Source organism: Sphingorhabdus sp. M41, from assembly GCF_001586275.1.
GTDB lineage: Bacteria > Pseudomonadota > Alphaproteobacteria > Sphingomonadales > Sphingomonadaceae > Parasphingorhabdus.
In genome coordinates this window covers 67,901-92,965 of the sequence record NZ_CP014545.1, presented here as the reverse complement: position 1 = coordinate 92,965, position 25,065 = coordinate 67,901, and the positions used below count along the sequence as shown (strand labels likewise).

The window sequence follows — 25,065 nt, the reverse complement described above, 5'->3', positions numbered from 1 at the left end:
CCGCTATTGCTGCTTGCTGCACGGATTTTTTTCAGGCGACCGAAATGACCGACGCGACAATATGTTCAAAAATCACACAGAGGACCGGTTATGAATAAACAACGCGAAACAGGCTTGCAGATTTTCGAAGAAATCTACGGAGAGGCTGCCGCAGCCGGCGCCAGGCAACATCTGGAAACCGACGATTTCGGCGTGGAGCAAGCGAAATGGGCGATCGACTTTGCCTTTGGAACGATATGGTCGCGCGACGGGTTGCAGCGCAAAATTCGCAGCGCTGCCGTTCTGGGAATGCTGATTGCACTTAGGCAGACCGAGGAAATCAAATATCACACCAAAATGGGATTGGCGAACGGGCTCACCAAAGAGGAGATCGAGGAAATCCTGTATACGGCCGTTCCCTATTGCGGACTTCCGGCCTCCAATGTTGCCAAGGCGGCAATGAAGGAAGCTTTCGCGGAGCTGGACGAGACCGCCGGCGGTTGAATTATTCCGGGTGGGAGAGAAGCATCTTCAAACGAACCACAATCGATCAAGGGCTTCCCGGCGCATTTATTGGCCTATTTCCGAGTATCGCCGGGGCGGATAAAGCGGCCTGACGATTCCTTTGCTTCCAAATGATGTATCGCAGGATATTGGTCTGGAAAAATTCATGCGACGACTGGGAGAATATGGGCAATGAGTAGCGACGGCAAAAAGCAGATATTCGATCCGCAGGAATGGCGTCGCTATGGAGGCAATCTGCCGCCCGCAGTGATGGGCATGACGCTGGTGGCCGTGCATGCTTATGCTCTGGGGGTGATGATCGAACCGCTGGAGCAGGAATTTGGCTGGTCCCGCGCGGAGATTTCCGCCGGGCCACTGGTCACCTCGGTCGTTGCCCTGCTGCTGGCGGTCTTCGGCGGAAGGGCCGTCGACCATTTCGGACCGCGCAAGGTCGCGCTGATCGGCGTCCCGTTTTACGGCGCCGCTCTCGCCCTGATTTCAACCGCCGGACCAAGTCTTGTTTCCTGGCTGGCGCTATATGCGCTGCTGGCAGTGGCGCTGATCTGCATTTACCCCAGCGTATGGACGGCAGCGGTCGCCCAGCGGTTTGAGAAGAACCGTGGGCTGGCGCTGGCAGTCACCCTGTCGGGAACCGGCATCGCTTCGGCAGTCGTGCCCTATCTCGGCGCTACACTGATTGAGGCTTATGGCTGGCGCGGTGCCTATATCGGCATGGGCGGCGTTTCTTTCATCGTCGTTTTTCCGCTGGTTGTTTTCCTCTTTGCAAAGGACAAGCCGCCCGAACGGCCGGCTGACCAGAAACTGGCAAAAGTTCGACCCGAAGCAATGACAAAAGAACTGCTGTCTCCCAAATTCATCCGGCTGGCCATTGGCGGCGTAATCTATTCACTCGGCGCGACGGGTCTCGGGATCAACGCTGTACCGGTGCTGATGGAGGAAGGTTTCACCCTGATCGCTGCAGCAGAGGTAGCCGGCCTGATCGGAATCGGCACGATCATTGGCCGCATCGTTGGCGGCTTGTTGCTCGACCGGATTGACGGGCGCTTCGTCGCCATGGGATGTGCCGTCGGTGCGCTTTCTGCCGCGATGATTTTCTTGGCGACCGATCAGTCGACGCTGGCTGCATCCATTGCCTGCCTGATGCTCGGCCTGACCGCCGGGGCGGAATATGATGCCTGCGCCTATCTCACCACGCGCCATTTCTCGCCGCGTCATTTCGCAGCCCTGTTCGGATTGCTGGGGGGAATGTTCGGTTTCACATCGGGCATTGCGCCATTCATCGCCAATACGCTCTATGAAATATTCGGCAATTATGATGCGATCCTGTGGGCGATTATCCCGATGTTCGCAATCTCCAGCGTGATGTTCCTGTCGCTGGGCCGTTACCCCGATACGCTTGAGGAATCCGAACTCCAGCCAGCGTGACCGAATAGCAGCTAGACGACGCTTGCAACCTCTACCCAGCGCCGTTCGGCACTCGACAGGCGAGCGGCTTCGAGCACCCGCTCCACTTCGAGCGCCAGCGCGAAATCGGGCCGCGCAGGGCCGCGTCCCCTGATTGTGTCGACTAGCGATTGCATGGTGAGCGCCATGGGAAAAGCAGGAGCCGGATTGCTGACCGGTTCGATCGCAATTCTCGAATCCGCAGTGAAATCCAGAGCCACCGGTTCCAGCCCTGCAGCATCGCGGCTCTCCGCAGCGCCCGCGTAAAGCTTACAATCCGCCAGGGTGGGAAAGCTCGGCGCACGAGCGCGCAGCCGGCCGTCCGTGCCGAACAGGTCGATGGTCCAGCCTTCCTGCGCGGGCATGTTCCAGCTCGTCTGAAACGACAGTGTGACGCCCGAGGCAAACCGCACGATCAGGTTAGCGAAATCATTATTATAGGCCCGCATGCGATCGCCGTCGGCAAATTCCCATTCGGGCAACATCAATTGATCGTCAGCCACCAGTTCCTTCACCGGACCAAGGAATTCGCACAGCACATAAAGCAAATGGCTGCCGAAATTGCGCAGGCTGGAGACCCCCGAACCTTCCTCGGCGAACCAGTTATAAGGGAAATTCTTGTCCGGACGGTTGAACAGCGACATGTTGAAGTGGCAACTTCCGCCCAGCATCCGCCCGAGGAATCCCTCGTCGATCATTGCTTTCATCTTGCGATGGGCGGGCAGATAACGTGAAAACGCATCGACAGCGGTGTGACTGGCGCTGCCGTCCCAGGCGGCGTTAATCGCCTTGGCGCCTGCCCAGTCCGGCGCGTGCGGGCAACTGTTGTAGATATGCTTGCCGTGCCGCAGGGCCTCGATCACCATCGGCAGACGAATCGCCGGGCGCGTGCCCAGATCGACGATATCGATATCGGGATCGCGGCACATGGCCAGCGCATCCCAGAAAGGCCGTTTGATGTCATGGCGTGCGGCGGCGGCTCGTGCCGTCTCCTCGCGCGAGGTACAGATCGCGGTAACCTCGACGCCCTCGATTGCCCGCCATGCCGGCAGATGCGCAAATGCGCCCCAAGCCGCCGAAACGATGCCTACCCGGAGAGTCACAAGCGGTTACTCAATATAGCCGATTACATCACCGACCTGGATGGTTTCCCCGACCGGTGCGACGATCTTGAGCGTGCCGGAAGCCGGGGCGTCTACTTCATTGGTCGACTTGTCCGCTTCCAGAAGAAACAGCAAATCGCCTTCCTTCACTTCCCCGCCATCAGCTATCAGCCACTCAGCCACCTGACCCTCGGTCATCGAAAATCCAAGTTTCGGAAGCAAAATTTCGGTCGCCATGGCTCAATCCTTATAGAATGCGATAACTTTGCTTTGCCTATCCAAGCTGGAGATGAGAGCAAAGCATTATCGATATTGTCGGAAATCTATCGTCGCTGCGATAGGCGGCAGAAGGGCTTTTCCTTGTCCTTAGACCTTCATGCCAGTCCGAAAACATGGTTAGATACAAATAGATTTGACCTGTTGAGGCCAGCCTGTCCTGTCCGGACCGGATAATAGAACGCCGTGGCGATGCATTCACCGTCAGACCTGGCGACATCTTTCTTCCTCTCTAGCATCAGCCTAGGCTCGGCTTATGCGGAACTAGACAGGATAGTATTATGACCGACCTGACAAAGCGCGACTATTTTGCAGATTTCGATATTCTGCGCGATCCCTATCCCTATTTTGAAGCAATCCGTTCCGAAGATGGCGTCTTCCATGATGAGGAGCGCGACATCTATTTTATCACCGGATTTGATACAGTTGTTCAGACCCTGCTCGACAGCGAGCATCTTTCCTCGGGCATTGCGGTATTCGGCGCCAAGGATATTCCCAAATTTGGTCAGGATGGTGCCGACGTTCGCACCGAACTCGCCGAGTTTCGTAAACAGCATCCGATGTTTGATCTGCTCGTCAACTATGATGGGCAGGAACATAGCAATGTCCGTTCGCTGCTCAGCCGCTTGTTCACCCCGACACGCATCAAGTCGAATGAAGAATATATGGCCCGGCTTGCCGAGCAAATGGTCGCCGAAGCGGTGAGCGAGGGCAAGGCCGAGATGGTGAAAGCCATTGCGGCACCTTATGTCACTCTGGTCATCGCCGATCTGCTCGGCGTTCCGGCGGATGATCGCGAAAAATTTCGCGAAGTCATCGACAAGGGTCCCCCTGCCGGGAACATGACCGAAAATGACGAACGTTCGGCCGATGCGACGCTTATCTATCTCGGCGGCTTTTTCATGCGCTATATTACCGAACGCAAGGCGCAGGACATGGGCGATGTGATGAGCGAGCTCGCCCACGCCAGCTTTCCCGACGGAACGACACCCGATATTCTCGAAGTCGTCAAAGCCTCGATGTTCCTGTTTGCGGCAGGTCAGGATACCAGCGCAAAGCTGGTTGCAAATTCGGTCCGCTATCTGGCGGAAAATCCCGACATGCAGGATCATTTGCGCGACAATCCTTCGGACCTGGTGCCGTTTATCGAGGAAATGTTGCGGCTGGAGGGGTCGACCAAGGCTACGTTCCGTCTGGCGCTGGACGATGTGAAGGTGGGCAATATGATTATTCCTGCCGGGAAGCCGATGGTCATCACGCTGGCGGCGGCCAATCGCGATCCGGCCAAATGGGAACAGCCGGCAGAGTTTCGTCTGGACCGCAAGAAGGGCAACCAGCATGTTTCCTTTGGCCGGGGTCGCCATACTTGCATCGGCGCAGCTCTTGCCCGAGCTGAAGTGAAATTCCTGCTCGGCACCCTGCTCCGGGAAACCTCGTCCATTACTCTTGATGAAGCGATACATGGTCAACCGGACAACCGGAAGCTGACTTATGAACCCAGCTTCATCATCCGCGGGCTGGAAGAGCTTCATGTCCGGATTGAAGGCAAGCGCTAGAATATCCAGCTAGGCAACGCTGATAGCCAGCGACGTTCCGCGATGTATCGGTCATCAAGCGCAAAGACTGCTAAATTGTCAGGGAATATGATGGCGCTATCCCATGCCACCGAACAGGCATGTCTAGTACCGAGGCATATCCTGCTCCTATCACATCTAGATGAAGCCTATTCGCTGACCACCACCCGGACCCGGTCGAGATTGGTCAGCTCGGCATAGGGGCTGCCCTGCGCCTCGTCCGGCTGTGACATTCCCTGCAGACCGACGAAATATGTGCCGGGCTGGTCAAACATATGGGTGATCGAAACCGATGCATGCGTCTTTCCGGTGATAAGCGGGTCCACCGGAACATAGTTGCCATTGCCCTGAAAATCCCAGCCGGCCGACATGATCGTCCCGCCACCTGCCGGTGCCGCGATTCGGCCTTCAAGACGAACGCGTTCGCCTACCCTGACATCAGCGCGCTCCCCGCCATTGACGGTCAACGCAACAACCGGCTGGAGACCGAGACGCCTGTCAGCAACATCGGGGACGATGACTTGCCCATCCTCGATACGGTAACTCGTGCTCTCTGGCGGCGCTGTTCCATCCTCGGCCCAGGCGGCCAGAACACGCAAGGCTTGCTGCAACTCGCCCTGATAGGAAACGAGGCGGTTCTGGTCGCCGCTTGGCGGCTCGTCGCCATGCGTTGCGTGCTCGGTATAATAGAGGCGGATATCCCTTCCCGCCGCCTCGGCCCGTTTACGATACCAGTCGGCCTGCCACGGCATCGCCTCACGATCCCAGAGCGAGGCGACGAGAATCGCCTTGCCGTCATATTCTCCGGTCAGCTGGCTGCCGGCAGTGGACTGAACAAAAAGCGGACCGACCAGAAACGGCCGCTGCGGGTAAAGCGGTTCGCCTTTCGCATCGCGATAATGGTCCCACACCGGAAAATCCGGCCCCGGCACCTGATGGCGGTGGTAGCTTTCCATCGCGAGAAAATTTGAATTGTCGACTTTCACTGCATCGCCAACCTGCAATTGCGCGACCTGCTCCGGGTTCACCACGCCGAACATGACCACATCACCAATGATGCGGCTCAAAAACAGCCGCTGACCTTTGCTGTTGCCGCTCTCCGGGACAAGCTCGCCGCCAAGAAAATATTTTCCCGGTGGTGCCTTGGCAAGTCGCAGGCCGACGATACGCGAACCATCTTCGCCAGGCGGAAGGATGAACGCGGTGTCGACGCCGCCCCGATTGGCTTCGCTGAAAGGATTGGCATCAAGGCCAAGCCGGGCTGCCTCTGCCGCTGTTATCAGGTCAACGATCTGGCTTTCATGCTGCATCCGGTCGTCGTCAAACAGGTCTGGGTGATCGTGGCCCAGATAGCCGGGCTTGGTCCAGAAATCGGTAAAATAGCTCGGATCCGCCATCGATACACCGCCATAGAGCGCGGCAAAGCCGTGCAATCCCATGGTGCGATAACCAAACCAGCTCGGCATCGGAAAGCCCATCTTGTCGGCTTCGCGCAATACCGAGGCTTCATAGGCCGTTAGTCCGGCATAGGGATCGCCGCTGCCGCCCGGCTCGAGCGCATCGACAATTTGCGGAAACTTGTCCCGCAATACTCTCAGCGCCTGCATGCGCACGGTAAACATGTTCGGGATCGCCATTGTCGAGCCGTTGACATAGGGCACGCCGCCGTCCCAGACACCCTTGGTGCTTTCCAAACCGCCTATCGTGCGGAAAGCGCCGCCTGAACCACCGTAAATATAGCCATAAGGCCGGTCCTCGCGATCATAGAATTGCTGCGCGACATGGCGCGAAAAAGCCGCGGCGGCTGCATTTGCGCGGTAAGCCGTAATCGTCGGGTCCGCCAGCGCCTCGGAACCTTCGGTCAGATCGATGGTACCGCCACCATTGGTTTCGATAAAATAAGCGCCGCTGGCTGCCGAGAAGCCGATCTTGTTGAATTTTCCGGCCGGCAGCCTCTGAGCCAGCGTCTCGCTGTCCGGCACGGGCGTGACATGCTGGAAAAAACGACCCTCATATTGGCCGGCGGGCGGAAAATAATAGGAAAAGCGCGTGTCCGTCCCTTCAAATCCACCATGGACATAGAAATGCCGAACAGGATCATCCCGCCATTCCTGGGCATCAATATAAGGTTTGGCAAAAAGTTCGTCCGTAGCCGGATACGCACCGGCATCGATCATCCGCATGTCAGCCTGCACATCATTTGACGGCGCTGGTGCTAGATTGGACGCGGTCTGGCATCCAGATAACGCGCATGCCGCTGCTGCAAGTGCCGGTAATGCGATTGAGCGGATATTTTTCAGCTGCTGGAATATCATAATGCCTCACAGATCGTTTGCACGGACAAAATAGAAACAGCTATCCCGTTCACGGGTGGCGGCTTCAGATCTGGAGAATTAACATAAGCACCGGTGCTCGCGAACAACCAACTACATCATGGGCTGACTGGCGGGCTGATATCGCCCCGACGAAACGAGGAGCCAGAGAAATTGCAGATGTTGCGCTTGCTGGCCAACAGGCCGGTTCGGTTGTTCCCGGAGGAAAACTAAGGTCCTGCGAATGGCAGAGAGCAATCCGTCAGGGTTCATCTTGTGTTGACGTGAAAAGCTTCGCACCGGGGTGCTTCCCGCGCCGCAATTCCCTGCGCTTGAAACATCGTGCGAAACTGTTTCCGACCTCAGACGATCTCCATGACAAATGGTGCACTTTTTTTGGAATATAGCACTTTGATGGCATTGGCGCGCAGCGACAGAACCGCTGCCTGGTTGATATATCCCTTGTCGGTAATTTCCCCGGCGTCGAGCGACGGCGGATCGGTAAGCAGCATCACCTTGCCGATCCTGCGAGAGCTTCCCCCGGCCGCTCTGTTGAATGCGGCCAGCTTCGCGGCGATGTCACCGAGCAGGTCGGTCAGCCCCTGCGGGCCCTTCTCTCCGGCATAGGTTTGCGCCGCTGTCGGGCTGGGCCAGGCCAGAATACTAACGAAATCCCTGTCCTGACCGGCGATTACGCAGTCATGGATCAGCGGGCTGCACGCGCTGACGATCTCCGGACGAAGCGTGCCGACCGACACCCACGTACCGGTAGAGAGCTTGAAATCCTCGGTCACACGGCCGTCGAACTCGAGGCCTTTTTCGGGATGATCATCATCAAGGAACCGCGCCGCATCGCCAAGTTTATAGAAACCTTCTTCGTCGAACGCCTCGGCATTTTTTTCCGGGTCGTCCTTATAGCCTTTGGTGACGGACGGGCCTTTTACGCGCACCTCCATCTTGGGGCCGTTGGGGACCAGCTTCAATGTGGTGCCGGGCATCGGAAGACCGATGAGGCCGACGCGGTCGACCTCCCAGTGGACCATGGTGATACCCTGCGTTTCGGTTGCGCCGTACATGGTGGTAATCGGGATGCGTTTCCCGGTCTCGGCAATGGCCAGCGCTTGCAGGCGATCGTAGAGATCGTCTGACAGAGTTGCTCCGCCATAGCCGAGAGACTGCACCTTGCTGAAAAAGGATGCGCGCAGCTTCCTGTCACTCTCCATAGCGTCGGCCAGCATGGCGAAGGCGACGGGCGCAGAACCGAAGCCGGTGGGGGAAATCTCGTAGAGATTCCTGATCGTGGTTTCGAACATGCCCGGGAGCGGCTTGCCGGCATCAAGATACATTGTGCCGCCCGACCAGATGTGGCCGTTGAAAAACACATTGCCGCCACTGATGTGGCTCCATGGCATCCATTCAAGTGTCACCGGTGGTTCGCGATCTTCGCGTGCCTCGCTCGACAGTCCTTCCTGTCCGGCGATCAGCGTCGTCATCATGCCATGTGTCTGCGGGACACATTTCGGCATTCCGGTAGAACCGGATGTGAATAGATATTTCCCCACCGTATCCGCGCCGATCGAGGCGACGCGGTCGTCCACCGCTGCGCCCGGTTCCACGGCGCATATCTGCGAGAAGTCCAGAGCCTGTTCCGGCACGCCGTCACAGGTGACGATTGTCAATTCGGGATCTTCCGCCAACAGTCGTGCAAGCGCCTTCGCATGCAGGCTGCCTTCCTTGGCGAAGACCACCTTCGCGCCGATCTTGCGAAAACAGTGCAGCAGCTTCTCGTGGTCCTGCGACATCAGTGAATAGGCTGCACTGACCGGCGCGATCGGTACCCCTGCGGTATAGCAGCCAAGCATCAGCAGGCCATGTTCCAGCGAGTTGCCGGAAATGACCATGACGGGGTCGTCCTGACCAAAGCCGCGGTCGATCAGCCACTGCGCAATGGAATCCGCCGCGGCCCGTGCCTCGCCCCAGGTGACTCCTGCCCACTCGCCATGACCGGGCTTGCGTTCAAACAGAAGAGCATGATCGGGATGCGCCTCGCTGCGGTCGCGGAAAATGGTGGCGAGATTGGCCGGGACGGCGAACGGCTCATGCTTTGACCAGACAAGGATTGTCCCATCGTCGCGCCGCTCGACATTCACGGCGGCGGGTTTCTGGGAAAGCGGGCGGAACGGGGGAGCAGTATCAGTCATGAATTGGCCCCGGCACCCTGTCCGAAGACAGACGGTACCGGGATTATCCTTTCTTAAAAGCGCATGCGGACGGTGGCACCGTAGCTGGCAGAACGACCGGGAAAGCGAACCGCGCTATTCGCGTTGGTCGCGGCCGATGACCAATAATAGGTGTCGGTTACGTTGCGGCCCCAGATGGAGGCTTCCCAAACACCATCCAGATCGTAGAGCGCAAGGCTGGTGTTGAGAATGCCGTAGCTATCAATCGCCAGCGGATCGAAGTCCTCAATCGTACTCGAAGTGGATGACTGGTAGCGGCCATTTACCATGGCACGCAGACCGAGGTCAGAGGTGATCGGCGTATCATAAGTGATTGTTGCGGCACCCGAGAATTCGGGGCTGTAGGGAAATGCAAAGCCGTCATAATCCAGAGGCTGGCCAGCGGCATTGATGCCCTGGTAACCGATGATCTCCGTTTGCAGCCAGGTGGCCGCTACCGATAGCGTCAGCTCGTCGGTGGCAAACCAGGTGAAATCTCCGTCGATGCCATAGGCCCGCGATTCAGGGATGTTATCGAGCCGCAGCAAAGTCGTGTAGATCGGGTCAGCGAAATAGACCGCCAGTTGCTTGTCGGAATAGTCATAATAGAAGCCGGCAAGGTTGAGGTTGAACGACAGATTGGCAAGAGCGAGCTTGGTTCCGACTTCGTAGGCGGTCAGTTGCTCCTGCCGTGCCGGGCGGTTCTGCGTGGCAATATTGGCAGCATTGACCGGGGTCGAGCCGGCTTTGTATCCGCGCGATACCGAGGCGTAGAGCAGCGTATCGTCATTCGGCTGCCAGGTCAGCGCCCCGCGCCAGGCGACATTGTCTTCCTTCAGTCTTGAAGTAACGGGTCCGAAGGTCAGCGTGTCGACGTCGAAGGTGTTGCACTGGTTTTCCGATATCGGAGCGGTGATCGCACCATAACTGGTAAAGAAGAAAAAGCGGTTGAACAGGTTCACATTGGGCAGCATCGATCCGTTCAAATCGCGCGAGCAGCCTTCGTAATCCTGGGTATCCTGAGTGTATCGGATTCCGGTGGTCAGCGTCAGCGAGGGTGAAAGCTCCCAGTCCGCACTCGCGAAGGCACTGAAGGTTTCGACGTCGAATTCAGCCTCGTCGCGATAGGTACGAAAGGATGTCAGGACGTCGGCGGGTGTGTAGCCGAAGGTGTTGAATGCATCGAAAATGCTCGCACCACCCAGCGCCGCCTGCGGAGCGAGGATCAGCGCGCGGATTGCGCCCACATTCGCATTTTCGCCCAGCAACGTCTGGTTGGTATCGACCACCTTGTCATTCGCATAATATCCGCCAACGACCCATTCGGCAGGGCCGGTGGTCCCCTGGAAACGAATTTCCTGCGAAAGCGAGTCGATTTCGCCTTCGGCATGCTGGCTGAGAATTTCATATGGCGCGCCGCTCCAGTCATAGCTTGCATCGCGCTTCACATGGTTGAAGCCAGTCAACGAAATGAAGCTGACATCGGGCGTGAAGTCGAACTGCAACATGGCGCGCAGACCATAGAAATTGCTGTCTTCGGCATTAGGGCGGTCGATCCCTGTGCCGCGACCGATATTCTGTGCACGCTGGTCAAGCGGTTGCCAGTCGGCCGTGTCGCTGCTCCAGTTATTGCCATTGGCTGCCACGTAGGCGGGAAGCCCGGCAGCGTTGAAAAGGCTGAACAGCGTGCCGTTGGCCGGATCGGTGTTCGGCGTGAAGCCTACGGCCTGTGCCGCCAGCGTATCCGATTTGTTGACCCAGAAATTAGCTGCCAGTTCGATATGCATATCGGGGATCGGGTCGGCAGCGATCGTCAAACGACCGCCGTAGCGTTCAACTTGGCCCTGTTTCTCGTCGCGCGAGATACTTTTCTGCCAGCCTTCCCAGCTGCGTTCGGTTCGCCAAGCTGCGCGCAGGGCAACCGACTCGCCGATCGGGATATTGAGATGTCCCTTGGTGTTGAGCGTCTCCTCGGACCCGAGATCAACCGCGATGCTGCCGTTGAAGTCGCCGAATTCTGGTTTGGCAGATATGAAGTTGACAAGGCCGCCGGTCGTATTGCGTCCATAAAGCGTGCCTTGCGGCCCCTTGAGAACCTCGACGCGTTCAAGATCAAACACCGGGCCACTGTTCATGAACGGATAGGCGAGTGCAACTTCGTCCTGATAGGTGCCGACCGTCGAGGTCGCCGAAAGGTTGATGGTGTTGAAACCGATTCCGCGCAGCGTGTAAATCGGGATGCCCTGATAGCCTCTCGACACATTGAGGCTGGGAACCACGGCCTGAAGATCTTCGGTCGAATTGACCTGCAATTTGTCGAGCTGCTCTCCCGAAAATGCCTGGATGGCGACGCCGACATCGGTGATCGCTTCCTCGCGCCGGTTGGCCGTAACAATGATGGCGTTGCGATCTACGCCCTGTTCGGCCGCCACTTCATCATCGCTGGCCGATTGCGCATGGCCCATAGAAGGCAGGCCCAGCGCAATTCCGGCCACACCACAAGCGAAAAAGTCCCTTGTGATCCTCTTCATCAATCCTCTCCCCGTTATCTTTGCGAAACGTTATCAGGCTTGATAGATTATCAGCTCTGATAATTTTAGCAAGAGCGATTGCTATCGAGTGGCAAAATGCGCATGGATAGAAGGATGACACGATCCCAGTCCGCCACTGCGACCCGCCAATCGGCTAAGGGGGCGATCCGCGAAACGCTGCTCGATGCGGCCAGTGCGCTGATGCGCGAACTGGACACGGTTGAGATCGGAATCCTCGACATTGCCGCGCGCGCCGAGGTCAATCACGGCATGATCCGCTATTATTTCGGCAGCAAGGAAGGCATGTTGCTTGCCTTGCTGGACCGTGACGTCGGTGTCCGGATCAGGCAGTTGGGAGCGCTGTTCCGGCTCGATGTCAGCCCAACCGAACGGATGCGCATTCACCTCGAAGGCATACTCGATACCTATTACCAGATTCCCTATCTCAACCGCCTGATCCAGCTGATGGTCCGCGACGCCACGCCCGAGCGCGTTCATCATATCGCGGAAGAACTGCTCAAGCCGATTGCCAGCGCGCAGCACCGGATCATTCAGGATGGTATAGCGGCGGGCGAGTTTCGCAAAGTTGATCCCAAGCTGTTCTACTTCAACACGATCGGATCGGCCGATGGCCTCTATGCCAACCGGTTCACACTGTCAGCCGTATTTGGCGGAATTGCCGAGGCGGATGATGCGCTGCACGAGCGTTACAAGAAGCAGACGGTTGAAACGCTGATGGCGGGCCTGCTCGTTTAATTATCAGACTTGATAATTTTCTTCGCCATGTCATAAGCGCGGGCATGAATCTACAATTTGACGAAGACCAGCAACTGCTCCAGCAATCGCTTGATCGATATCTCGAGAAGCGTCTGCCGTTTGACACCCGCCGCAGCCAGAAAGGCGGCGGTGAATTTCTAGCTTTCTGGCGCGCGTTGGATGCGGAGCTTGGTGTTGCTTCTGCGGGACTGCCCGAGGAACTGGGCGGCTTTGGCGGCGGTAGTCAAAGCGAGATGACTATCGCTGCTGCCCAGGGACGCGCGCTGGCCGTCACGCCCTATATTGCCTGCAACGTCCTTTCGGCCACGCTGCTTGGCAGCGTCGGTGCCACCAATATTGCGAAGGCGATTGCAGGGGAAGGCCTGCTGGTCACTACGGCTATCGAGGAGCCACAGACACGGGGTGATGTCTCTCTGGTCGAGACCCGCGCAAGCGAGACAGAGAAAGGTTGGATCCTGTCGGGCACGAAACTCGTCGTCGATTTCGCCAGCCATGCCAGTCTTGTCCTGATACCGGCCCGGCTGGAAGACGGCGAATTGGGCCTCTTCGCGGTCGAACCGGCCGCGCTCGGTTCGTCGCTCAAGCCATATGCCCTGATTGACGATACACCTTCGGCGGACATCCTGCTCGACGGCTTCAATGTCCCGGCCGACGCCCTGATCGCGCGCGGGGACTCGGTCCTGCCAGCCCTTGAAGCGGCCGTTGATCGCGCGCTTTCGGCGCTATGCGCGGAAAGTGCTGGGATTGCTTCGGTCATGGTTGAGGACACCGTGGCCTACAGCAAGGAGCGTGAGCAATTCGGCGTGCCGATTTCATCCTTCCAGGCGTTGCAGCATCGGATGGTCGACATGTGGGCGAAAGCACAGGAGATCGAGGCAGCCTCGTTACTGGCCGCGCTCAAGGTCGATCAGCCCTGCGCAGTTTCGGCAGCCAAGGCGACTGCCTCCGATGGCCTGCGCCGGATCGGTCAGGAAGCGGTGCAGCTGCACGGCGCGATGGGCCTGACCGAAGAACTACGCGTCGGCCATTATTTCAAGCGCGCAACGGTGCTCGAATATAAGCTTGGCAGTGCAGCCGACCATGTCGAGCGGTATCGCAAGACGCGGCAGGCCGCCTAGAGGCCGAGTACGGCCTTGGCGAGGATATTGCGCTGCACCTCGTTTGAACCCGCATAGATAGAACCCGCTCGCTCGTTGAGATATTGCAGTGGCGCAATGGCCTGCCAGGTTTCGCCCGAGACATATCCGTCCTCGGGGGCTTGATAGTCGGGAATGTCTGCCCCTGGCCGAGTCGGATGCGGCTGGAACACGCTTCCGCTCGGACCGGCAATCTCGAGCGCGAGTTCGGTCAGATGTTGTGCCAGTTCGGTGCCCATGATCTTCATCAGGGAGGACATGGCGCCCACGCTCTGGCCCCGGCCAGCCGATGACAGCAGCTTCAGCTCCAGCACTTCGAGGACATCGATCCGGATCATGGCCCGCGCCAGCCGCTGGGCGAAGTCGCCATGCTCGTGATACGGCCGGTCTCCCCGCATCTGTGCAAGCGCATGTTTTTCAATTGCCTGCGCGCGAATCCTGAGGCCCGCCGAATAAGCCGAGCCGCCACGCTCGAACTCGAGCAAATATTTCGCCACCCGCCAGCCCTCGTCGACTTCGCCAATGACATTGGCCTTGGCCACGCGGGCATCGTCGAAGAAGACCTGGTTCTGCACCGTTTCGCCCGACAGCATGGTCAGGGGGCGTACGGTTATGCCATCCCGGTCCATCGGCACCAGAATGAACGTGATACCCTGCTGTTTCCTGCCCTCGCTGCTGGTGCGCACGAGGCAGAAGATCCAGTTCGCCTCCTGCGCATGCGTGGTCCAGATTTTCGAGCCATTGAGTATAAAATCCTCGCCATCGGAAATGGCGCTCATTTGCAGTGCAGCGAGATCGGAGCCGGCATTGGGTTCGGAATAGCCCTGGCAGAAGAACACCTCACCGGTGAGAATGCGCGGCAGGAAATAATCCTTCTGTTCGGGCGTGCCAAAGGCGGCGATAACGTGGGCGACCATATGGATGCCCATCGGCGAAAGCGAAGGCGCGCCTGCTTTCGCCTTTTCGTTGGCGTAGAGATAATGCTGGGCAACGCTCCATTCCTTGCCGCCATGCTCGACCGGCCAGTGCGGTGCCGCAAGACCGGCTGCATTGAGTTTCAGTTGCCACGCCATCGAGGCTTCGTGGTCGGGATAGACGCTAGTCGCATGCCGCCCGGCATCCCGGATATCCTCTGTTAGCTCGCGTTCGAGCAGCGCTGCGTGATCGGCTGCAAATGCCTTGTCTTCGGGGGACCAATCGAGGTTCATACTATATCCGTTTGCCATCATTTATCAGTTCTGATAACATCTTTCGCCATAACGTCAACTCCGCGCGAAGGGCCTAGGCATCATGAACGAACATGCGTCGATCACAAAACCGGCAACCAGAACCTATCAGAAGAGCACGACTCCGACAAAGATAGACTTCACCAGGCCGGAAGGCGAGGAAGCCATTTGCGCGCCCGGTTCGATGCACTGGCGCATCTTCAAGAACAGCATTGCCATGGGTATTGGCGGGGTCGCTGCGGTGCTGCTCGAATTTGCCGACGCGCGCATCCGGTCCGGCGTGTGGGACCATTCGGTCTATCCGGTCGATCCTATCGGCCGCTCGCAACGGACCGGCATGGCGGCGATGCTGGGTGTATATGGCCCGAAAAGCATGGCGCAGCGGGTGATCGGCGGAGTCAACCGGATGCACGCAAAGGTTGCCGGCGAAACCCCGAACGGGGAGAAATATACCGCGCAAGATCCCGAATTGCTCGACTGGGTCTCGGCCACCGCGCAATATGGCTTCCTTACCGCCTACGATCGCTTCGTCCACAAACTGAGCGAGGAAGAGAAGCTTGACTACTGGACCGGCGGCGACGAAATCGCGAAACTCTACGGCGTCACCGAAATCCCCCATTCCGAAGCCGATTTCCTTGTCATGATGGAGCGTCTGGTTCCGCGCTTCGAACCGCATCAGATCAACAGCGATTTCCTCGAGATCGTTTCCTCCGGAAAGGCGCGCCCGCAGATTCCCGCCTTCATCCACCGCGCGCTTGCCCGCGCCGCCGTCGACATCCTGCCGCCGATCGTGCGCGAGAAGCTCGATCTCGGTCCGGAATGGAACCTCTCGCTACCGGAGAGGCTGATGGTGAAATTCATCGGACGGCAGGCAGACAAGAAAGTCGACACCGAGTCTCCAGCTTATCAGGCCGCTCTCAGGCTCGGCCTGCCGGGCAACACGGCCTGGCAGTAATTCGACGTCTTCCGGAAAGGAACGAACGGTATTGCATGAGCGCCGGGAAAGGCCGTTCATGGGGGTCGGTCCGAACATCGACAAAGCCGATGCGAGCCTCGCCAGGCGTCTGGCCAAAATAACATGCTGAGAGGAAATACCACCCATGATATTGCTTTATGACCACCCGCTTTCGCCCTATGCGCAGAAAATCAAGATTGCCCTAGACGAGAAGGGCATCGCCTATGAAACGCGCATTCCCGACGGCATCGGAGCGGGCGGGGTGCCGGATGCCTTCGCCGATGCCAGCCCGCGTCTGGAAGTGCCGGCGCTGATAGACGGCGATACATGTCTCTTCGATTCGACCATCATTCTCGAATATATCGAGGACAAGTGGCCCGAACCCGCCTTGCTTCCCGAAGGCCCCGTCGAACGGGCAAAGCAGCGCGCCATCGAGGATATGCTGGATACCCAGTTCGAGGCGATCGTCTGGGGTTTGGGAGAATTGCACTGGTTCAAGCGGGGCGCGGGTGAACTCGCCGAGAGGATTGAAGTCGCGGCGGCCGATCAGATCGCGGCCTATCATCGCTGGCTGGAAGAAAAGCTGGGCGAAGCCGAGTGGTTTGCGGGTGATCGGTTCGGCTGGGGCGATCTATGCGCGGCGCCCTTCCTCAACGGAGCGAGCGGCTTCGGCTATTCGCCGCCCGCTGGATCGAAGCTTGCCGCTTGGCTTGTCCGGGCGAACCAACGTGCCTCTGTCGCTGCGGCGCAAGAGGCGGCACAAGCGGTCCTCGCCGGGATGGAACAGGTCGCGGGGGCAGTAGAGGCGGGCCTGTTCAAGCGTGAATATCGGGATCACCGGCTGGAATGGATGATCAAGTCCGGCGGTCTGGAAATCGTCGAACGCGGCCTGGCAAAAGGCAACATCCGCTTCACGCCGGAACCTGGCCAGCCCTGATAACAACCAGACGGATTTTCGCCAGCCGAATGCTGACGACCTCATCCTGCAGCCTTCCGATCCTTAGCCCTTTTCGAACGAAGTCCGCGCGTTACGCGACGAAAGGGAGCGGCTTGGACATGGATCGTCGCTCTCCGCATGGATACGAATCGGAACGAACAGGATGAATGGCGGAGCCGGAGGGATTCGAACCCTCGATAGGTTGCCCTATACACGCTTTCCAAGCGTGCGCGATCGACCACTCTGCCACGGCTCCGCAAATACCATCTGACCCGTGAATCCGGTCGAATGTCAGACAGCGCCGCTTCCCTAATGCCGGATTCGCGCTTTCGCAAGCGATTGTGTCGCGTTAGGGTGCGCAGTGAACAGAATGTTGGAAAAATGATCCGTTCCTCCTGAGCCTGTCGAAGGACCGGGTGCGTCAATGGCTGTGCTTCGACAGGCTCACCACGAACGGAATTATGGGGATGTCTTTATGAGAAAAATCAGCGCCGTTGTTTCACTGTTCGCTCTGTTGAGCTCGACATCCATTTCCGCACAAGAAACCGCGACGTCTGAATATCCCAGCCCCAATGCCATCGTCGATGCAGCCCCGACCAGCGACTGGGTGAAGATCGCGCCGAGCGACCTGCTGGTCATGGACCTCGCCGCCGATGCCGAGGGCAATGCCCGCCGCGTGGTCATCCAGCTGATGCCCGAACCGTTTTCGCAGGGCTGGATCCGCAATATCCGCAAGCTGGCCGCGGCGCACTGGTGGGACGGCACCAGCATCAACCGGGTGCAGGACAATTATGTCGTGCAATGGGGCGATCCCGGTTACGATAATCCGGAATCGGGCGAGACCGGGCAGAAGGCTTTGCCGGAGGGGTTGGAGACGGTGCCGGAGAGTGATTATGTCGCTGAAGATAATGGCAAAAGAGCGGTCGTTTTAGATAGCGCGGCGAGCGAAAAAGATGCTTACAGTATTATCACCAGCTTCGAAGGGGGCTGGCAGATTGCCTACGGTCAGGGAAAATGGCCCGTCCACTGCTACGGTGCGGTCGGCGTCGGCCGCAATTATTCCCCCGACACCGGCAGCGGTGCCGAACTTTACACCGTGATCGGCCATGCGCCGCGACATCTCGATCGCAACATTGCCGTGATCGGGCGGGTGATCGAAGGGATTGAGCATCTCTCCAGCCTGCCGCGCGGCAAGGGACAATTGGGTTTCTACGAGGATGCCAGCAAGCGCGTGCCGATTAGATCCATCCGGCTGGGTGACGCGCTTGCCGAAGGCGCATCTCCCGCCTTCGAATATCTCGATACCGAAAGCAGCAGCTTCGCGAAATATGCCGATGCGCGGGCCAATCGGCTTGATCCGTTTTTCATTGTGCCAGCAGGTGGAGCGGATATCTGCAATATTCCCGTGCCGGTGCGCCGGGTGAGCGGAGAGTGAAAGTCATCTTTCCTACACCAGCGGAAATGCGTAAACCAACGCCATGACAATAGACCTGCCAGCATCCTTCTCATTCCCTGATTTTCAGCATTTTGACGGCTCCGCGGGGAGAGAAGGCTTTCTTTTCTTTAACACTGTAAAGTTTGTAAAGTTCGACGCGGAAAGAGCAGCATGAAAAAGCATCTTCGATCAGCGCGCATCGCATTTTGGTCGCTTGCGGCAGCCTGTTTTTCGCTCGTGTCTCCAGCGCTCGCACAAGAAGAAACGCCCCAAGCCACGCCGGCAGAAATTCTCGCCTCCACCCCAGCCGACCATTGGCTTCCGATCCCGCTCACCGACCTGATGGTCCTCACCCTGCCCGACACGGCAGACGGGAGCAAACGTCAGGCGGTGATCCAGCTACTCCCGCCCGAGCTTTCCGGCGGCCATGTTCGCAATGTCCGCACCCTTGCCCGTACCCGCTGGTGGGACGGCACCAAAATCTACCGCGTCGCCAAGGATTTCGTCACCCAGTTCGGTGGCAATCCCGATGCCAAGGCACCACCCAAAGGGCTCGAGACCGTGCCGGAGAGCGAATATTATAACGCCGCGCTGGGTGCCAGACGCGACACCGATATGGCGGCGCTGAAGGCAGCGGTCGATTATAGCAATGAGTATCAGGGCACTGCGATCCGATCGCTGATGAAGATCATCTATGAAAGCTATGGCGCGAAAGTCGGTTTCGGCGGCGGCTGGCCGATTGGCAGCAAGACCGTCGACGGCGAGACGAAATATTATCCGCTGACCTGTCGCGGTGCGCTGTCCCCTGCCCATTATGATCCACCGGACACCGGAAGCGGCGCGGAAATGTCGGTGATCACCGGCGAAGCGGCGCGCAGCCTCGACACGACCTTCGGCATGGTCGGACGGGTGATCGACGGGCTGGAGCATTTGCAGAATCTGCCGCTCGGCACCGATCCGGGCGGCTTCTACGCCGACAAGTCGGAATTTATCGAGATTGTCTCGATCCGGCTGGCCAGCGAATTGTCTCTCGCCGAACAGCCCGCCTATGAATATCTCGCCAGCTATAGTCCGGCGCTGCTGCAATATATCGGGGCCCATGGCGGCTATGGCAATATCTGCACCGTGCCGGTGCCGATTAGGAAAGTTTCAAAATAGGGTAATAATATTACAAAGCGTCTCGCGCCCTCCGTCATTTGCTGGTAATGATAGTCCGTTAGACTCGTCAGAACAGGAGCTCCTCCATGCGCGTTGGTACCCCCAGAGAAATCAAGAATCACGAATATCGGGTCGGCCTGACCCCCGAATCGGTCCGCGAACTGACCGCCAACGGCCATGATGTGCTGGTCGAGACCGGCGCCGGACTGGGTATCGGCGCGGAAGATTCCGAATATGTCGATGCAGGCGCCACAATCGCTTCGACCGCGGCCGAAATCTTCGAAAAATGCGAAATGGTGGTCAAGGTCAAGGAACCGCAGCCGGTCGAGCGCGCCATGCTGCGTGAAGGCCAGATATTGTTCACCTATCTCCATCTTGCGCCCGATCCCGAACAGACCGCCGATCTGGTGAAATCCAAAGCAATCTGCATTGCCTATGAAACGGTCACCGGCACTGGTGGCCTGCCCTTGCTCAAGCCGATGAGCCAGGTCGCCGGACGCATGTCGATCCAGGCCGGCGCGACCGCGCTGGAAAAAGCTCATGGCGGCCGCGGCATCTTGCTTGGCGGCGTGCCCGGCGTGGCTCCCGGCAAGGTCACGATTATCGGCGGCGGTGTGGTCGGTTTCAACGCTGCGCAAATGGCCGCCGGTCTCGGTGCGGATGTAACGATCCTCGACCGCGATCCGGACGTGCTGGAATCGGTTGGCACCCATTTTGAATCGCGCGCCAAGACGCGCTTCTCGAACAAGGCCAATCTGGCCGAATGTGTGGCCGAGGCTGATCTGGTGATCGGCGCCGTGCTGATTCCCGGTGCAGAAGCACCCAAGCTGGTGACCCGCGACATGCTGTCGACCATGCGTCCCGGTTCGGTGCTATGCGATGTGGCGATCGACCAGGGCGGCTGTTTCGAAACCTCGAAGCCGACCACCCACGAAGATCCGACCTATGTGGTCGACGATATCGTCCATTATTGCGTCGCCAATATGCCGGGCGCAGTATCGCGGACATCGACCTATGCGCTCAACAATGTGACCCTGCCGCATACTCTGGCCATCGCCAACAAGGGCTGGGAAATAGCGCTGCGCGAGGATCACCATCTCGCCGAAGGGCTGAACGTCTGGAATGGTCATGTGACCTACAAGGCAGTCGCCGAGGATCTGGGCTATGACTATATGCCGGTGTCGGAGATTGTGGGATTGAAGGCTTAGATCTGATTGGAGAACAGGTTGTTTGATCCGCACGTGGTGAGCTTGTCGAACCACGCCTCTCGGACGAAAGTTGTCCTTCGACAGGCTAAGGACGAACGGATTAGTGGAAAGGACAGACCAACATGGCAGCAGCAGACCAGAAACCGCTCGGATCGGGATTTCACGCCAGAAGCGAACCGCACGAGATGCTCGCCGGCATCGACCTGACCGGCAAGACCGCGATTGTTACCGGCGGCTATTCCGGGATCGGTCTGGAAACCACCCGGGCGCTGGCGGGCGCTGGTGCCACGGTGATCGTACCGGTCCGTGATCCGGCCAAGGCGGAGGAAAATCTCTCGACCATCGAGGGTGATATCTCGTCGGCAAAAATGGATCTCGCAGATCTTGATTCGGTCCGCGGCTTCGCTTCTTCGGTCTATGACAGCATCGAGGCGCTTGATCTGCTGATCAACAATGCCGGAACAATGGCCTGTCCGCTGGCCCGCGTCGGACCCGGCTGGGAAAGCCAGTTCGGCATCAATCATATGGGCCATTTCGCGCTGACCAAGGCGCTGTTGCCGCTGCTGGAAAAAGCTAGTTCCCCGCGCGTCGTCGCGCTGTCGTCCGTCGCTCACAAACGCAACGGCATATTGTGGGACGATATCCAGTTTGAAAATAGCGACTATGACAAATGGGTCGCCTATGCTCAGGCAAAAAGCGCCAACGCCCTGTTCGCCAATGCGCTCAGCCGACGGATACAGGGCTTCGGTGGCCGTGCTTTTTCGGTCCATCCGGGCGGGATTTTCACCCCGCTGCAACGCCATCTGCCCAAAGAAGAACAGATCGCACTCGGCTGGCTCAACGAGGACGGCACCGTGCCAGCGGCGGTTGCCGAAATCTTCAAAACACCGACACAGGGCTGCACCACTACCTTATGGGCCGCCACTTCACCGCTGCTCGACGACATGCCGGGCGTCTATTGCGAAGATTGCGATGTCGCCCAACTGATGGGCGAGGATTCGCTGCCCTATGAGCATTGCGCACCACATATTACCGTAGACGAAGATGCAGAGCGGCTCTGGGAGATCAGCGAGGCCTTGCTCGCCACGGCATGATGGTGACAGAAGAACGAGACGACGGGGAATTTTCCGGGCTGCTGCAACGCGACGCAGGCGGTTTCCTTTTGCAATGCGACGATGGCACCCGCTATCGGCTCGAACTGTTGCGCACGCCGATCGACGAGGTCGAGAAGCGGGTTGTGATAATCGGGCGGATTATTGATAGCGCGATACTGGAAGCGGACGGGATCCGGCTGGCATGAATTTCGAACCTGCAAAATACGGCGATGTCCCGGCGCTCCATGCGCTGGTCGAAAGCGCCTATCGCGGAGAGAGCGCCCGGCGCGGCTGGACCCACGAGGCCGATTTGCTCGGTGGACAGCGTACCGATGCAAAGGCATTGCGCGAGATTATCGCGGCGAACGACCAGGTCATCCTGCTGGCGAAGGACGGGAATCGCATCACCGGATGCGTCCAGCTCTCCCATGTTGGAGACGGGCTCGCCTATCTCGGCCTGCTCACCGTCGATCCAACGCTGCAGGCCGGCGGCTTGGGCAAGCGATTGCTGGCAGAATCAGAGCGTTTTGTTCGGGACCACTGGCAAGCAAAAGCGATCGAAATGACCGTCATCCGCCAGCGCAATGACCTGATCGCTTATTATGAACGCCGTGGCTATGCCCGGACCGGCGAGCACCGGCCGTTTCCGCATGGTGATCGGCGCTTTGGTTTGCCAAAGACGCCAGAGCTGGAATTCGCGGTGCTGCGCAAGCCGGTCTAGGCGGCTTTGCCTTCCAGCGCTTTCTGGCGCCGGCGCTGGACCGAACTGCCCAGGCCAAGCGCTTCGCGATATTTGGCGACTGTGCGCCGGGCAATGTCGAAGCCCCGGTCCTTGAGCAGGGCGACAAGCTTGTCGTCGGACAGGATCTTCTTGGGGTCCTCATTATCGATCAGGGACTTGATATGACTTTTCACCGCTTCCGCCGACGCCGCCTCGCCACCGGTGGAAGACTGGATGCCGCTGGTGAAGAAATATTTGAGCTCGAACGTCCCGCGGGAACAGGAGAGATATTTGTTCGACGTCACCCGGCTGACCGTCGACTCGTGCATCTCGATCTGCTCGGCGATATTCTTCAGCGTCAACGGCCGGAGATGCTCAACCCCTTTGCGGAAAAATTCTTCCTGCTGCTTGACGATTTCGGTCGCCACCTTGACGATCGTGCGCTGTCTTTGATCCAGCGCCTTGACCAGCCAGTTGGCATCGGCGAGGCATTCGTTCAGCCATTCCTTCGACTGCTTGTCCTGCGCGCCGTCTTTCAGTTCGGAATAATAGCTGCGATTGACCAATACCTTCGGCAAGGTGGCGCTGTTCACTTCGATGATCCAGCGGTTCGCACGCTCCGCGATGAAGACATCGGGCACAACCGCCTGCACCGCACCGCCGCCAATCTTGCAGCCCGGCTTTGGATCATAGTTGCGCAATTCACTGATCATATCCATCAGGTCTTCATCGTCGACCCCGCATATTCGCTTGAGTTGCGGCAGGGCCCCTTTGGCCAGCAGGTCCAGATTGTCGATCAGCCGCGCCATGGCGGGATCATAGCGGTCCGCATCCCTAGCCTGCAGCATAAGACATTCAGCCAGATCCCGTGCGCCGACGCCGACAGGATCCAGTGTCTGGACGATGCCCAATATGCGCTCGATGTCGACCAGAGCGACATTCAGGCGCTGAGCCAGTTCCAGCAGGTCTGCCTGCAAATAGCCGCACTCGTCGGTCTGGTCGATGATATGCTGCGCAATGAAGAGGTCAGTACCGGAAAGAACCGCGCCTGCCTGGTCCATCAAATGGTCGGTAAGGGTTATTTCAGCGACCAGCATATTCTCGAAATCCGGCGCTTCACCCCCCGCCGCAGAGCCGGAACTCGCACCGTTCAAGCCCATTTGCCCGTCGAGCGCACCGTCACTTTCGGAAAGACTATTGTTGGAAAAGCTGTCGGTATCGCCTTGCATGTCGAGTGCAGACTCGGATTCCGACGGACCCGAAGACAATATCTCGTCGCTCCCCTGCGCGCCGGGCTCTATCAGAAGCTCGCTGTCAGCCGCATCGCCGCTCTCGGTAGATATCTCTCCGGTATCGAGAAGCGGGTTTTTTTCGATCTCGTCGGAAATGTAGGTTTCCAGCTCCAGATTGGACAGGGTCAGCAGCTTGATCGCCTGCTGCAATTGCGGCGTCATCACCAGCGACTGGCTCTGCCGCAAATCGAGGCGAGGCGCGAGAGCCATGGCTAGAGCGCGAAACCTTCACCCAGATAGAGCCGGCGAACATTGGCGTCGGCAACCAGATCTTCCGGACTGCCGGCGAATAACACCTGGCCGTCATAGATGATGCAGGCGCGGTCGACGATATCAAGCGTCTCGCGTACATTATGGTCGGTGATCAACACGCCGATGCCGCGCTCGCGCAGCTGGCATACCAGATCACGAATATCCGCAATCGACAGCGGATCGATGCCGGCAAAGGGTTCATCCAGCAGTACGATCGACGGGCTTGCCGCGAGCGCGCGGGCAATCTCGCACCGCCGGCGTTCGCCGCCGGACAACGCCATTGCCGGCGAACTCCGTAATTTGGTCAAGCCGAATTCATCGAGCAAACGATCGAGCGTTTCGTGCCTGACCTGCGTATCAGGCTCCACCATTTCAAGAACCGCCATGATATTCTGTTCGACGGTCATTCCGCGAAAAATTGACGTTTCCTGAGGAAGATAACCAATGCCGAGAATGGCCCGGCGATACATGGGGAGCGACGTGATATCCTCACCATCCAGCATGATTCGTCCGGAATCCGGTCGAACCAGACCCATGACGGAATAAAAGCAAGTCGTTTTGCCCGCGCCATTGGGGCCCAGCAGCCCCACGACTTCGCCCCGCCCTACCGACAGCGACACATCGGACAGAACCGAGCGCTTGTCGTAACTTTTGGCGATCGAAACCACTGCCAGGCCATGTTCCATGGCATCGCTAGCCATGGCGGCACCCGGATCAGCCATTATCGGCGTTTCTGACACGGCTGTATCGTTCATCGTTCGTCCTCATTTGCGTGGGCTGTCATGTCCATCGGCCGCCAGCATGCCCCATCTTCATCCGAATTGGCAAGCTTTGTGCATGGTAGATCGAAAATGGATGGTTCTCACGGTAAATCAAGCATCGCCAGAAAGGGAAACAGCTTGGTTTGTCATA

The 25,065-nt window shown here is 58.4% G+C and carries 21 protein-coding genes and 1 tRNA gene; 13 read left to right on the top strand and 9 right to left on the bottom strand.

Annotation, left to right across the window (positions count from 1 at the left end; all coding sequences use genetic code 11):
• Positions 1-90 precede the first annotated feature (90 nt).
• Both AZE99_RS00500 and AZE99_RS00495 read left to right on the top strand, forming a co-directional pair.
• The gene (locus AZE99_RS00500; RefSeq protein WP_067196955.1) at positions 91-483 is read left to right on the top strand and encodes a carboxymuconolactone decarboxylase family protein; all 393 of its coding nucleotides are present in this window, start codon (positions 91-93) and stop codon (positions 481-483) included.
• A 192-nt stretch (positions 484-675) separates the two neighbouring features.
• Positions 676-1,929 carry an MFS transporter gene (locus tag AZE99_RS00495; protein ID WP_067196952.1) on the top strand — a complete coding sequence of 418 codons (1,254 nt, stop codon included), beginning with the start codon at positions 676-678 and terminating at the stop codon, positions 1,927-1,929.
• Between the two features lie 11 nt (positions 1,930-1,940).
• Here AZE99_RS00495 and AZE99_RS00490 read toward each other — a convergent pair whose 3' ends face one another.
• Positions 1,941-3,050: a Gfo/Idh/MocA family protein gene (locus AZE99_RS00490; RefSeq protein ID WP_067196949.1), complete on the bottom strand. Its 1,110-nt coding sequence runs from the start codon at positions 3,048-3,050 to the stop codon at positions 1,941-1,943.
• A gap of 6 nt (positions 3,051-3,056) precedes the next feature.
• Complete coding sequence (locus AZE99_RS00485; RefSeq protein WP_067196946.1) at positions 3,057-3,287, bottom strand: biotin/lipoyl-containing protein; 231 nt, start codon at positions 3,285-3,287, stop codon at positions 3,057-3,059.
• 320 nt (positions 3,288-3,607) lie between these two features.
• Between AZE99_RS00485 and AZE99_RS00480 the strand changes: the two genes are divergently transcribed.
• Positions 3,608-4,882 carry a cytochrome P450 gene (locus AZE99_RS00480; protein ID WP_067196943.1) on the top strand — a complete coding sequence of 425 codons (1,275 nt, stop codon included), beginning with the start codon at positions 3,608-3,610 and terminating at the stop codon, positions 4,880-4,882.
• 167 nt (positions 4,883-5,049) lie between these two features.
• Here the strand turns inward: AZE99_RS00480 and AZE99_RS00475 are convergent, their stop codons facing one another.
• The 3 genes from AZE99_RS00475 to AZE99_RS00465 form a co-directional block, all read right to left on the bottom strand.
• Entirely contained in the window at positions 5,050-7,083 is a 2,034-nt protein-coding gene (locus AZE99_RS00475) for a PKD domain-containing protein (protein WP_231862649.1), read from the bottom strand.
• Between the two features lie 491 nt (positions 7,084-7,574).
• On the bottom strand, positions 7,575-9,413 hold the full coding sequence (locus AZE99_RS00470; protein WP_067196937.1) for an AMP-binding protein: 1,839 nt from the start codon (positions 9,411-9,413) through the stop codon (positions 7,575-7,577).
• A 53-nt stretch (positions 9,414-9,466) separates the two neighbouring features.
• Positions 9,467-11,962: a TonB-dependent receptor gene (locus tag AZE99_RS00465; protein ID WP_067196934.1), complete on the bottom strand. Its 2,496-nt coding sequence runs from the start codon at positions 11,960-11,962 to the stop codon at positions 9,467-9,469.
• A gap of 114 nt (positions 11,963-12,076) precedes the next feature.
• Between AZE99_RS00465 and AZE99_RS00460 the strand changes: the two genes are divergently transcribed.
• Positions 12,077-12,718, top strand: a complete 642-nt coding sequence (locus AZE99_RS00460; RefSeq protein WP_067196931.1) for a TetR family transcriptional regulator — start codon at positions 12,077-12,079, stop codon at positions 12,716-12,718.
• A gap of 44 nt (positions 12,719-12,762) precedes the next feature.
• On the top strand, positions 12,763-13,857 hold the full coding sequence (locus AZE99_RS00455; protein ID WP_067196928.1) for an acyl-CoA dehydrogenase family protein: 1,095 nt from the start codon (positions 12,763-12,765) through the stop codon (positions 13,855-13,857).
• Here AZE99_RS00455 and AZE99_RS00450 read toward each other — a convergent pair.
• Complete coding sequence (locus tag AZE99_RS00450; RefSeq protein ID WP_067196926.1) at positions 13,854-15,083, bottom strand: acyl-CoA dehydrogenase family protein; 1,230 nt, start codon at positions 15,081-15,083, stop codon at positions 13,854-13,856. The genes AZE99_RS00455 and AZE99_RS00450 overlap by 4 nt on opposite strands.
• 82 nt (positions 15,084-15,165) lie before the next feature.
• Between AZE99_RS00450 and AZE99_RS00445 the strand changes: the two genes are divergently transcribed.
• Together AZE99_RS00445 and AZE99_RS00440 are read left to right on the top strand one after the other, a co-directional pair.
• Complete coding sequence (locus tag AZE99_RS00445; protein ID WP_082788172.1) at positions 15,166-16,056, top strand: oxygenase MpaB family protein; 891 nt, start codon at positions 15,166-15,168, stop codon at positions 16,054-16,056.
• A 145-nt stretch (positions 16,057-16,201) separates the two neighbouring features.
• Positions 16,202-16,993 carry a glutathione S-transferase family protein gene (locus tag AZE99_RS00440; protein ID WP_067196923.1) on the top strand — a complete coding sequence of 264 codons (792 nt, stop codon included), beginning with the start codon at positions 16,202-16,204 and terminating at the stop codon, positions 16,991-16,993.
• A 168-nt stretch (positions 16,994-17,161) separates the two neighbouring features.
• On the opposite strand, the gene AZE99_RS00435 is transcribed toward AZE99_RS00440, so the two are convergent.
• A tRNA-Ser gene (locus tag AZE99_RS00435) sits at positions 17,162-17,249 on the bottom strand.
• Positions 17,250-17,468: 219 nt separating this feature from the next.
• On the opposite strand from AZE99_RS00435, the gene AZE99_RS00430 reads away from it, so the two are divergent.
• The 6 genes from AZE99_RS00430 to AZE99_RS00405 all read left to right on the top strand — a co-directional run bounded on the left by AZE99_RS00430 (position 17,469) and on the right by AZE99_RS00405 (position 22,609).
• On the top strand, positions 17,469-18,428 hold the full coding sequence (locus AZE99_RS00430; protein WP_067196921.1) for a peptidylprolyl isomerase: 960 nt from the start codon (positions 17,469-17,471) through the stop codon (positions 18,426-18,428).
• Positions 18,429-18,599: 171 nt separating this feature from the next.
• On the top strand, positions 18,600-19,586 hold the full coding sequence (locus tag AZE99_RS00425; protein ID WP_067196919.1) for a peptidylprolyl isomerase: 987 nt from the start codon (positions 18,600-18,602) through the stop codon (positions 19,584-19,586).
• An 86-nt stretch (positions 19,587-19,672) separates the two neighbouring features.
• The gene (gene ald / locus AZE99_RS00420; protein WP_067196916.1) at positions 19,673-20,794 is read left to right on the top strand and encodes an alanine dehydrogenase; all 1,122 of its coding nucleotides are present in this window, start codon (positions 19,673-19,675) and stop codon (positions 20,792-20,794) included.
• A 122-nt stretch (positions 20,795-20,916) separates the two neighbouring features.
• Complete coding sequence (locus AZE99_RS00415; protein WP_067196913.1) at positions 20,917-21,888, top strand: oxidoreductase; 972 nt, start codon at positions 20,917-20,919, stop codon at positions 21,886-21,888.
• Positions 21,885-22,094 (top strand): DUF5818 domain-containing protein, encoded by a 210-nt coding sequence (locus AZE99_RS00410; RefSeq protein WP_231862648.1) that lies wholly within the window; start codon positions 21,885-21,887, stop codon positions 22,092-22,094. Before AZE99_RS00415 ends, AZE99_RS00410 begins: the two co-directional genes overlap by 4 nt.
• The gene (locus tag AZE99_RS00405) at positions 22,091-22,609 is read left to right on the top strand and encodes a GNAT family N-acetyltransferase (RefSeq protein WP_067196901.1); all 519 of its coding nucleotides are present in this window, start codon (positions 22,091-22,093) and stop codon (positions 22,607-22,609) included. The genes AZE99_RS00410 and AZE99_RS00405 overlap by 4 nt, the downstream gene beginning before the upstream one ends.
• Here AZE99_RS00405 and rpoN read toward each other — a convergent pair.
• A complete protein-coding gene (rpoN, locus tag AZE99_RS00400; protein ID WP_067196899.1) occupies positions 22,606-24,111 on the bottom strand; it encodes an RNA polymerase factor sigma-54 in 1,506 nt (501 codons plus the stop codon). The two genes, AZE99_RS00405 and rpoN, sit on opposite strands and share 4 nt — an antisense overlap.
• Before the next feature lie 2 nt (positions 24,112-24,113).
• Entirely contained in the window at positions 24,114-24,875 is a 762-nt protein-coding gene (lptB, locus tag AZE99_RS00395; RefSeq protein ID WP_067203117.1) for an LPS export ABC transporter ATP-binding protein, read from the bottom strand.
• Positions 24,876-25,065: the final 190 nt, after the last annotated feature.

Excerpts from the sequence above, each read along its gene's own strand:
- AZE99_RS00500 (WP_067196955.1), top strand. The coding sequence starts at position 91 with ATGAATAAACAACGCGAAACAGGCTTGCAGATTTTCGAAGAAATCTAC.
- AZE99_RS00495 (WP_067196952.1), top strand. The coding sequence starts at position 676 with ATGAGTAGCGACGGCAAAAAGCAGATATTCGATCCGCAGGAATGGCGT.
- AZE99_RS00485 (WP_067196946.1), bottom strand. The coding sequence starts at position 3,287 with ATGGCGACCGAAATTTTGCTTCCGAAACTTGGATTTTCGATGACCGAG.
- AZE99_RS00480 (WP_067196943.1), top strand. The coding sequence starts at position 3,608 with ATGACCGACCTGACAAAGCGCGACTATTTTGCAGATTTCGATATTCTG.
- AZE99_RS00475 (WP_231862649.1), bottom strand. The coding sequence starts at position 7,083 with ATGCGGATGATCGATGCCGGTGCGTATCCGGCTACGGACGAACTTTTT.
- AZE99_RS00470 (WP_067196937.1), bottom strand. The coding sequence starts at position 9,413 with ATGACTGATACTGCTCCCCCGTTCCGCCCGCTTTCCCAGAAACCCGCC.
- AZE99_RS00465 (WP_067196934.1), bottom strand. The coding sequence starts at position 11,962 with ATGAAGAGGATCACAAGGGACTTTTTCGCTTGTGGTGTGGCCGGAATT.
- AZE99_RS00460 (WP_067196931.1), top strand. The coding sequence starts at position 12,077 with ATGACACGATCCCAGTCCGCCACTGCGACCCGCCAATCGGCTAAGGGG.
- AZE99_RS00455 (WP_067196928.1), top strand. The coding sequence starts at position 12,763 with ATGAATCTACAATTTGACGAAGACCAGCAACTGCTCCAGCAATCGCTT.
- AZE99_RS00450 (WP_067196926.1), bottom strand. The coding sequence starts at position 15,083 with ATGAACCTCGATTGGTCCCCCGAAGACAAGGCATTTGCAGCCGATCAC.
- AZE99_RS00445 (WP_082788172.1), top strand. The coding sequence starts at position 15,166 with ATGAACGAACATGCGTCGATCACAAAACCGGCAACCAGAACCTATCAG.
- AZE99_RS00440 (WP_067196923.1), top strand. The coding sequence starts at position 16,202 with ATGATATTGCTTTATGACCACCCGCTTTCGCCCTATGCGCAGAAAATC.
- AZE99_RS00430 (WP_067196921.1), top strand. The coding sequence starts at position 17,469 with ATGAGAAAAATCAGCGCCGTTGTTTCACTGTTCGCTCTGTTGAGCTCG.
- AZE99_RS00425 (WP_067196919.1), top strand. The coding sequence starts at position 18,600 with ATGAAAAAGCATCTTCGATCAGCGCGCATCGCATTTTGGTCGCTTGCG.
- ald (WP_067196916.1), top strand. The coding sequence starts at position 19,673 with ATGCGCGTTGGTACCCCCAGAGAAATCAAGAATCACGAATATCGGGTC.
- AZE99_RS00415 (WP_067196913.1), top strand. The coding sequence starts at position 20,917 with ATGGCAGCAGCAGACCAGAAACCGCTCGGATCGGGATTTCACGCCAGA.
- AZE99_RS00410 (WP_231862648.1), top strand. The coding sequence starts at position 21,885 with ATGATGGTGACAGAAGAACGAGACGACGGGGAATTTTCCGGGCTGCTG.
- AZE99_RS00405 (WP_067196901.1), top strand. The coding sequence starts at position 22,091 with ATGAATTTCGAACCTGCAAAATACGGCGATGTCCCGGCGCTCCATGCG.
- rpoN (WP_067196899.1), bottom strand. The coding sequence starts at position 24,111 with ATGGCTCTCGCGCCTCGCCTCGATTTGCGGCAGAGCCAGTCGCTGGTG.
- lptB (WP_067203117.1), bottom strand. The coding sequence starts at position 24,875 with ATGGCTGATCCGGGTGCCGCCATGGCTAGCGATGCCATGGAACATGGC.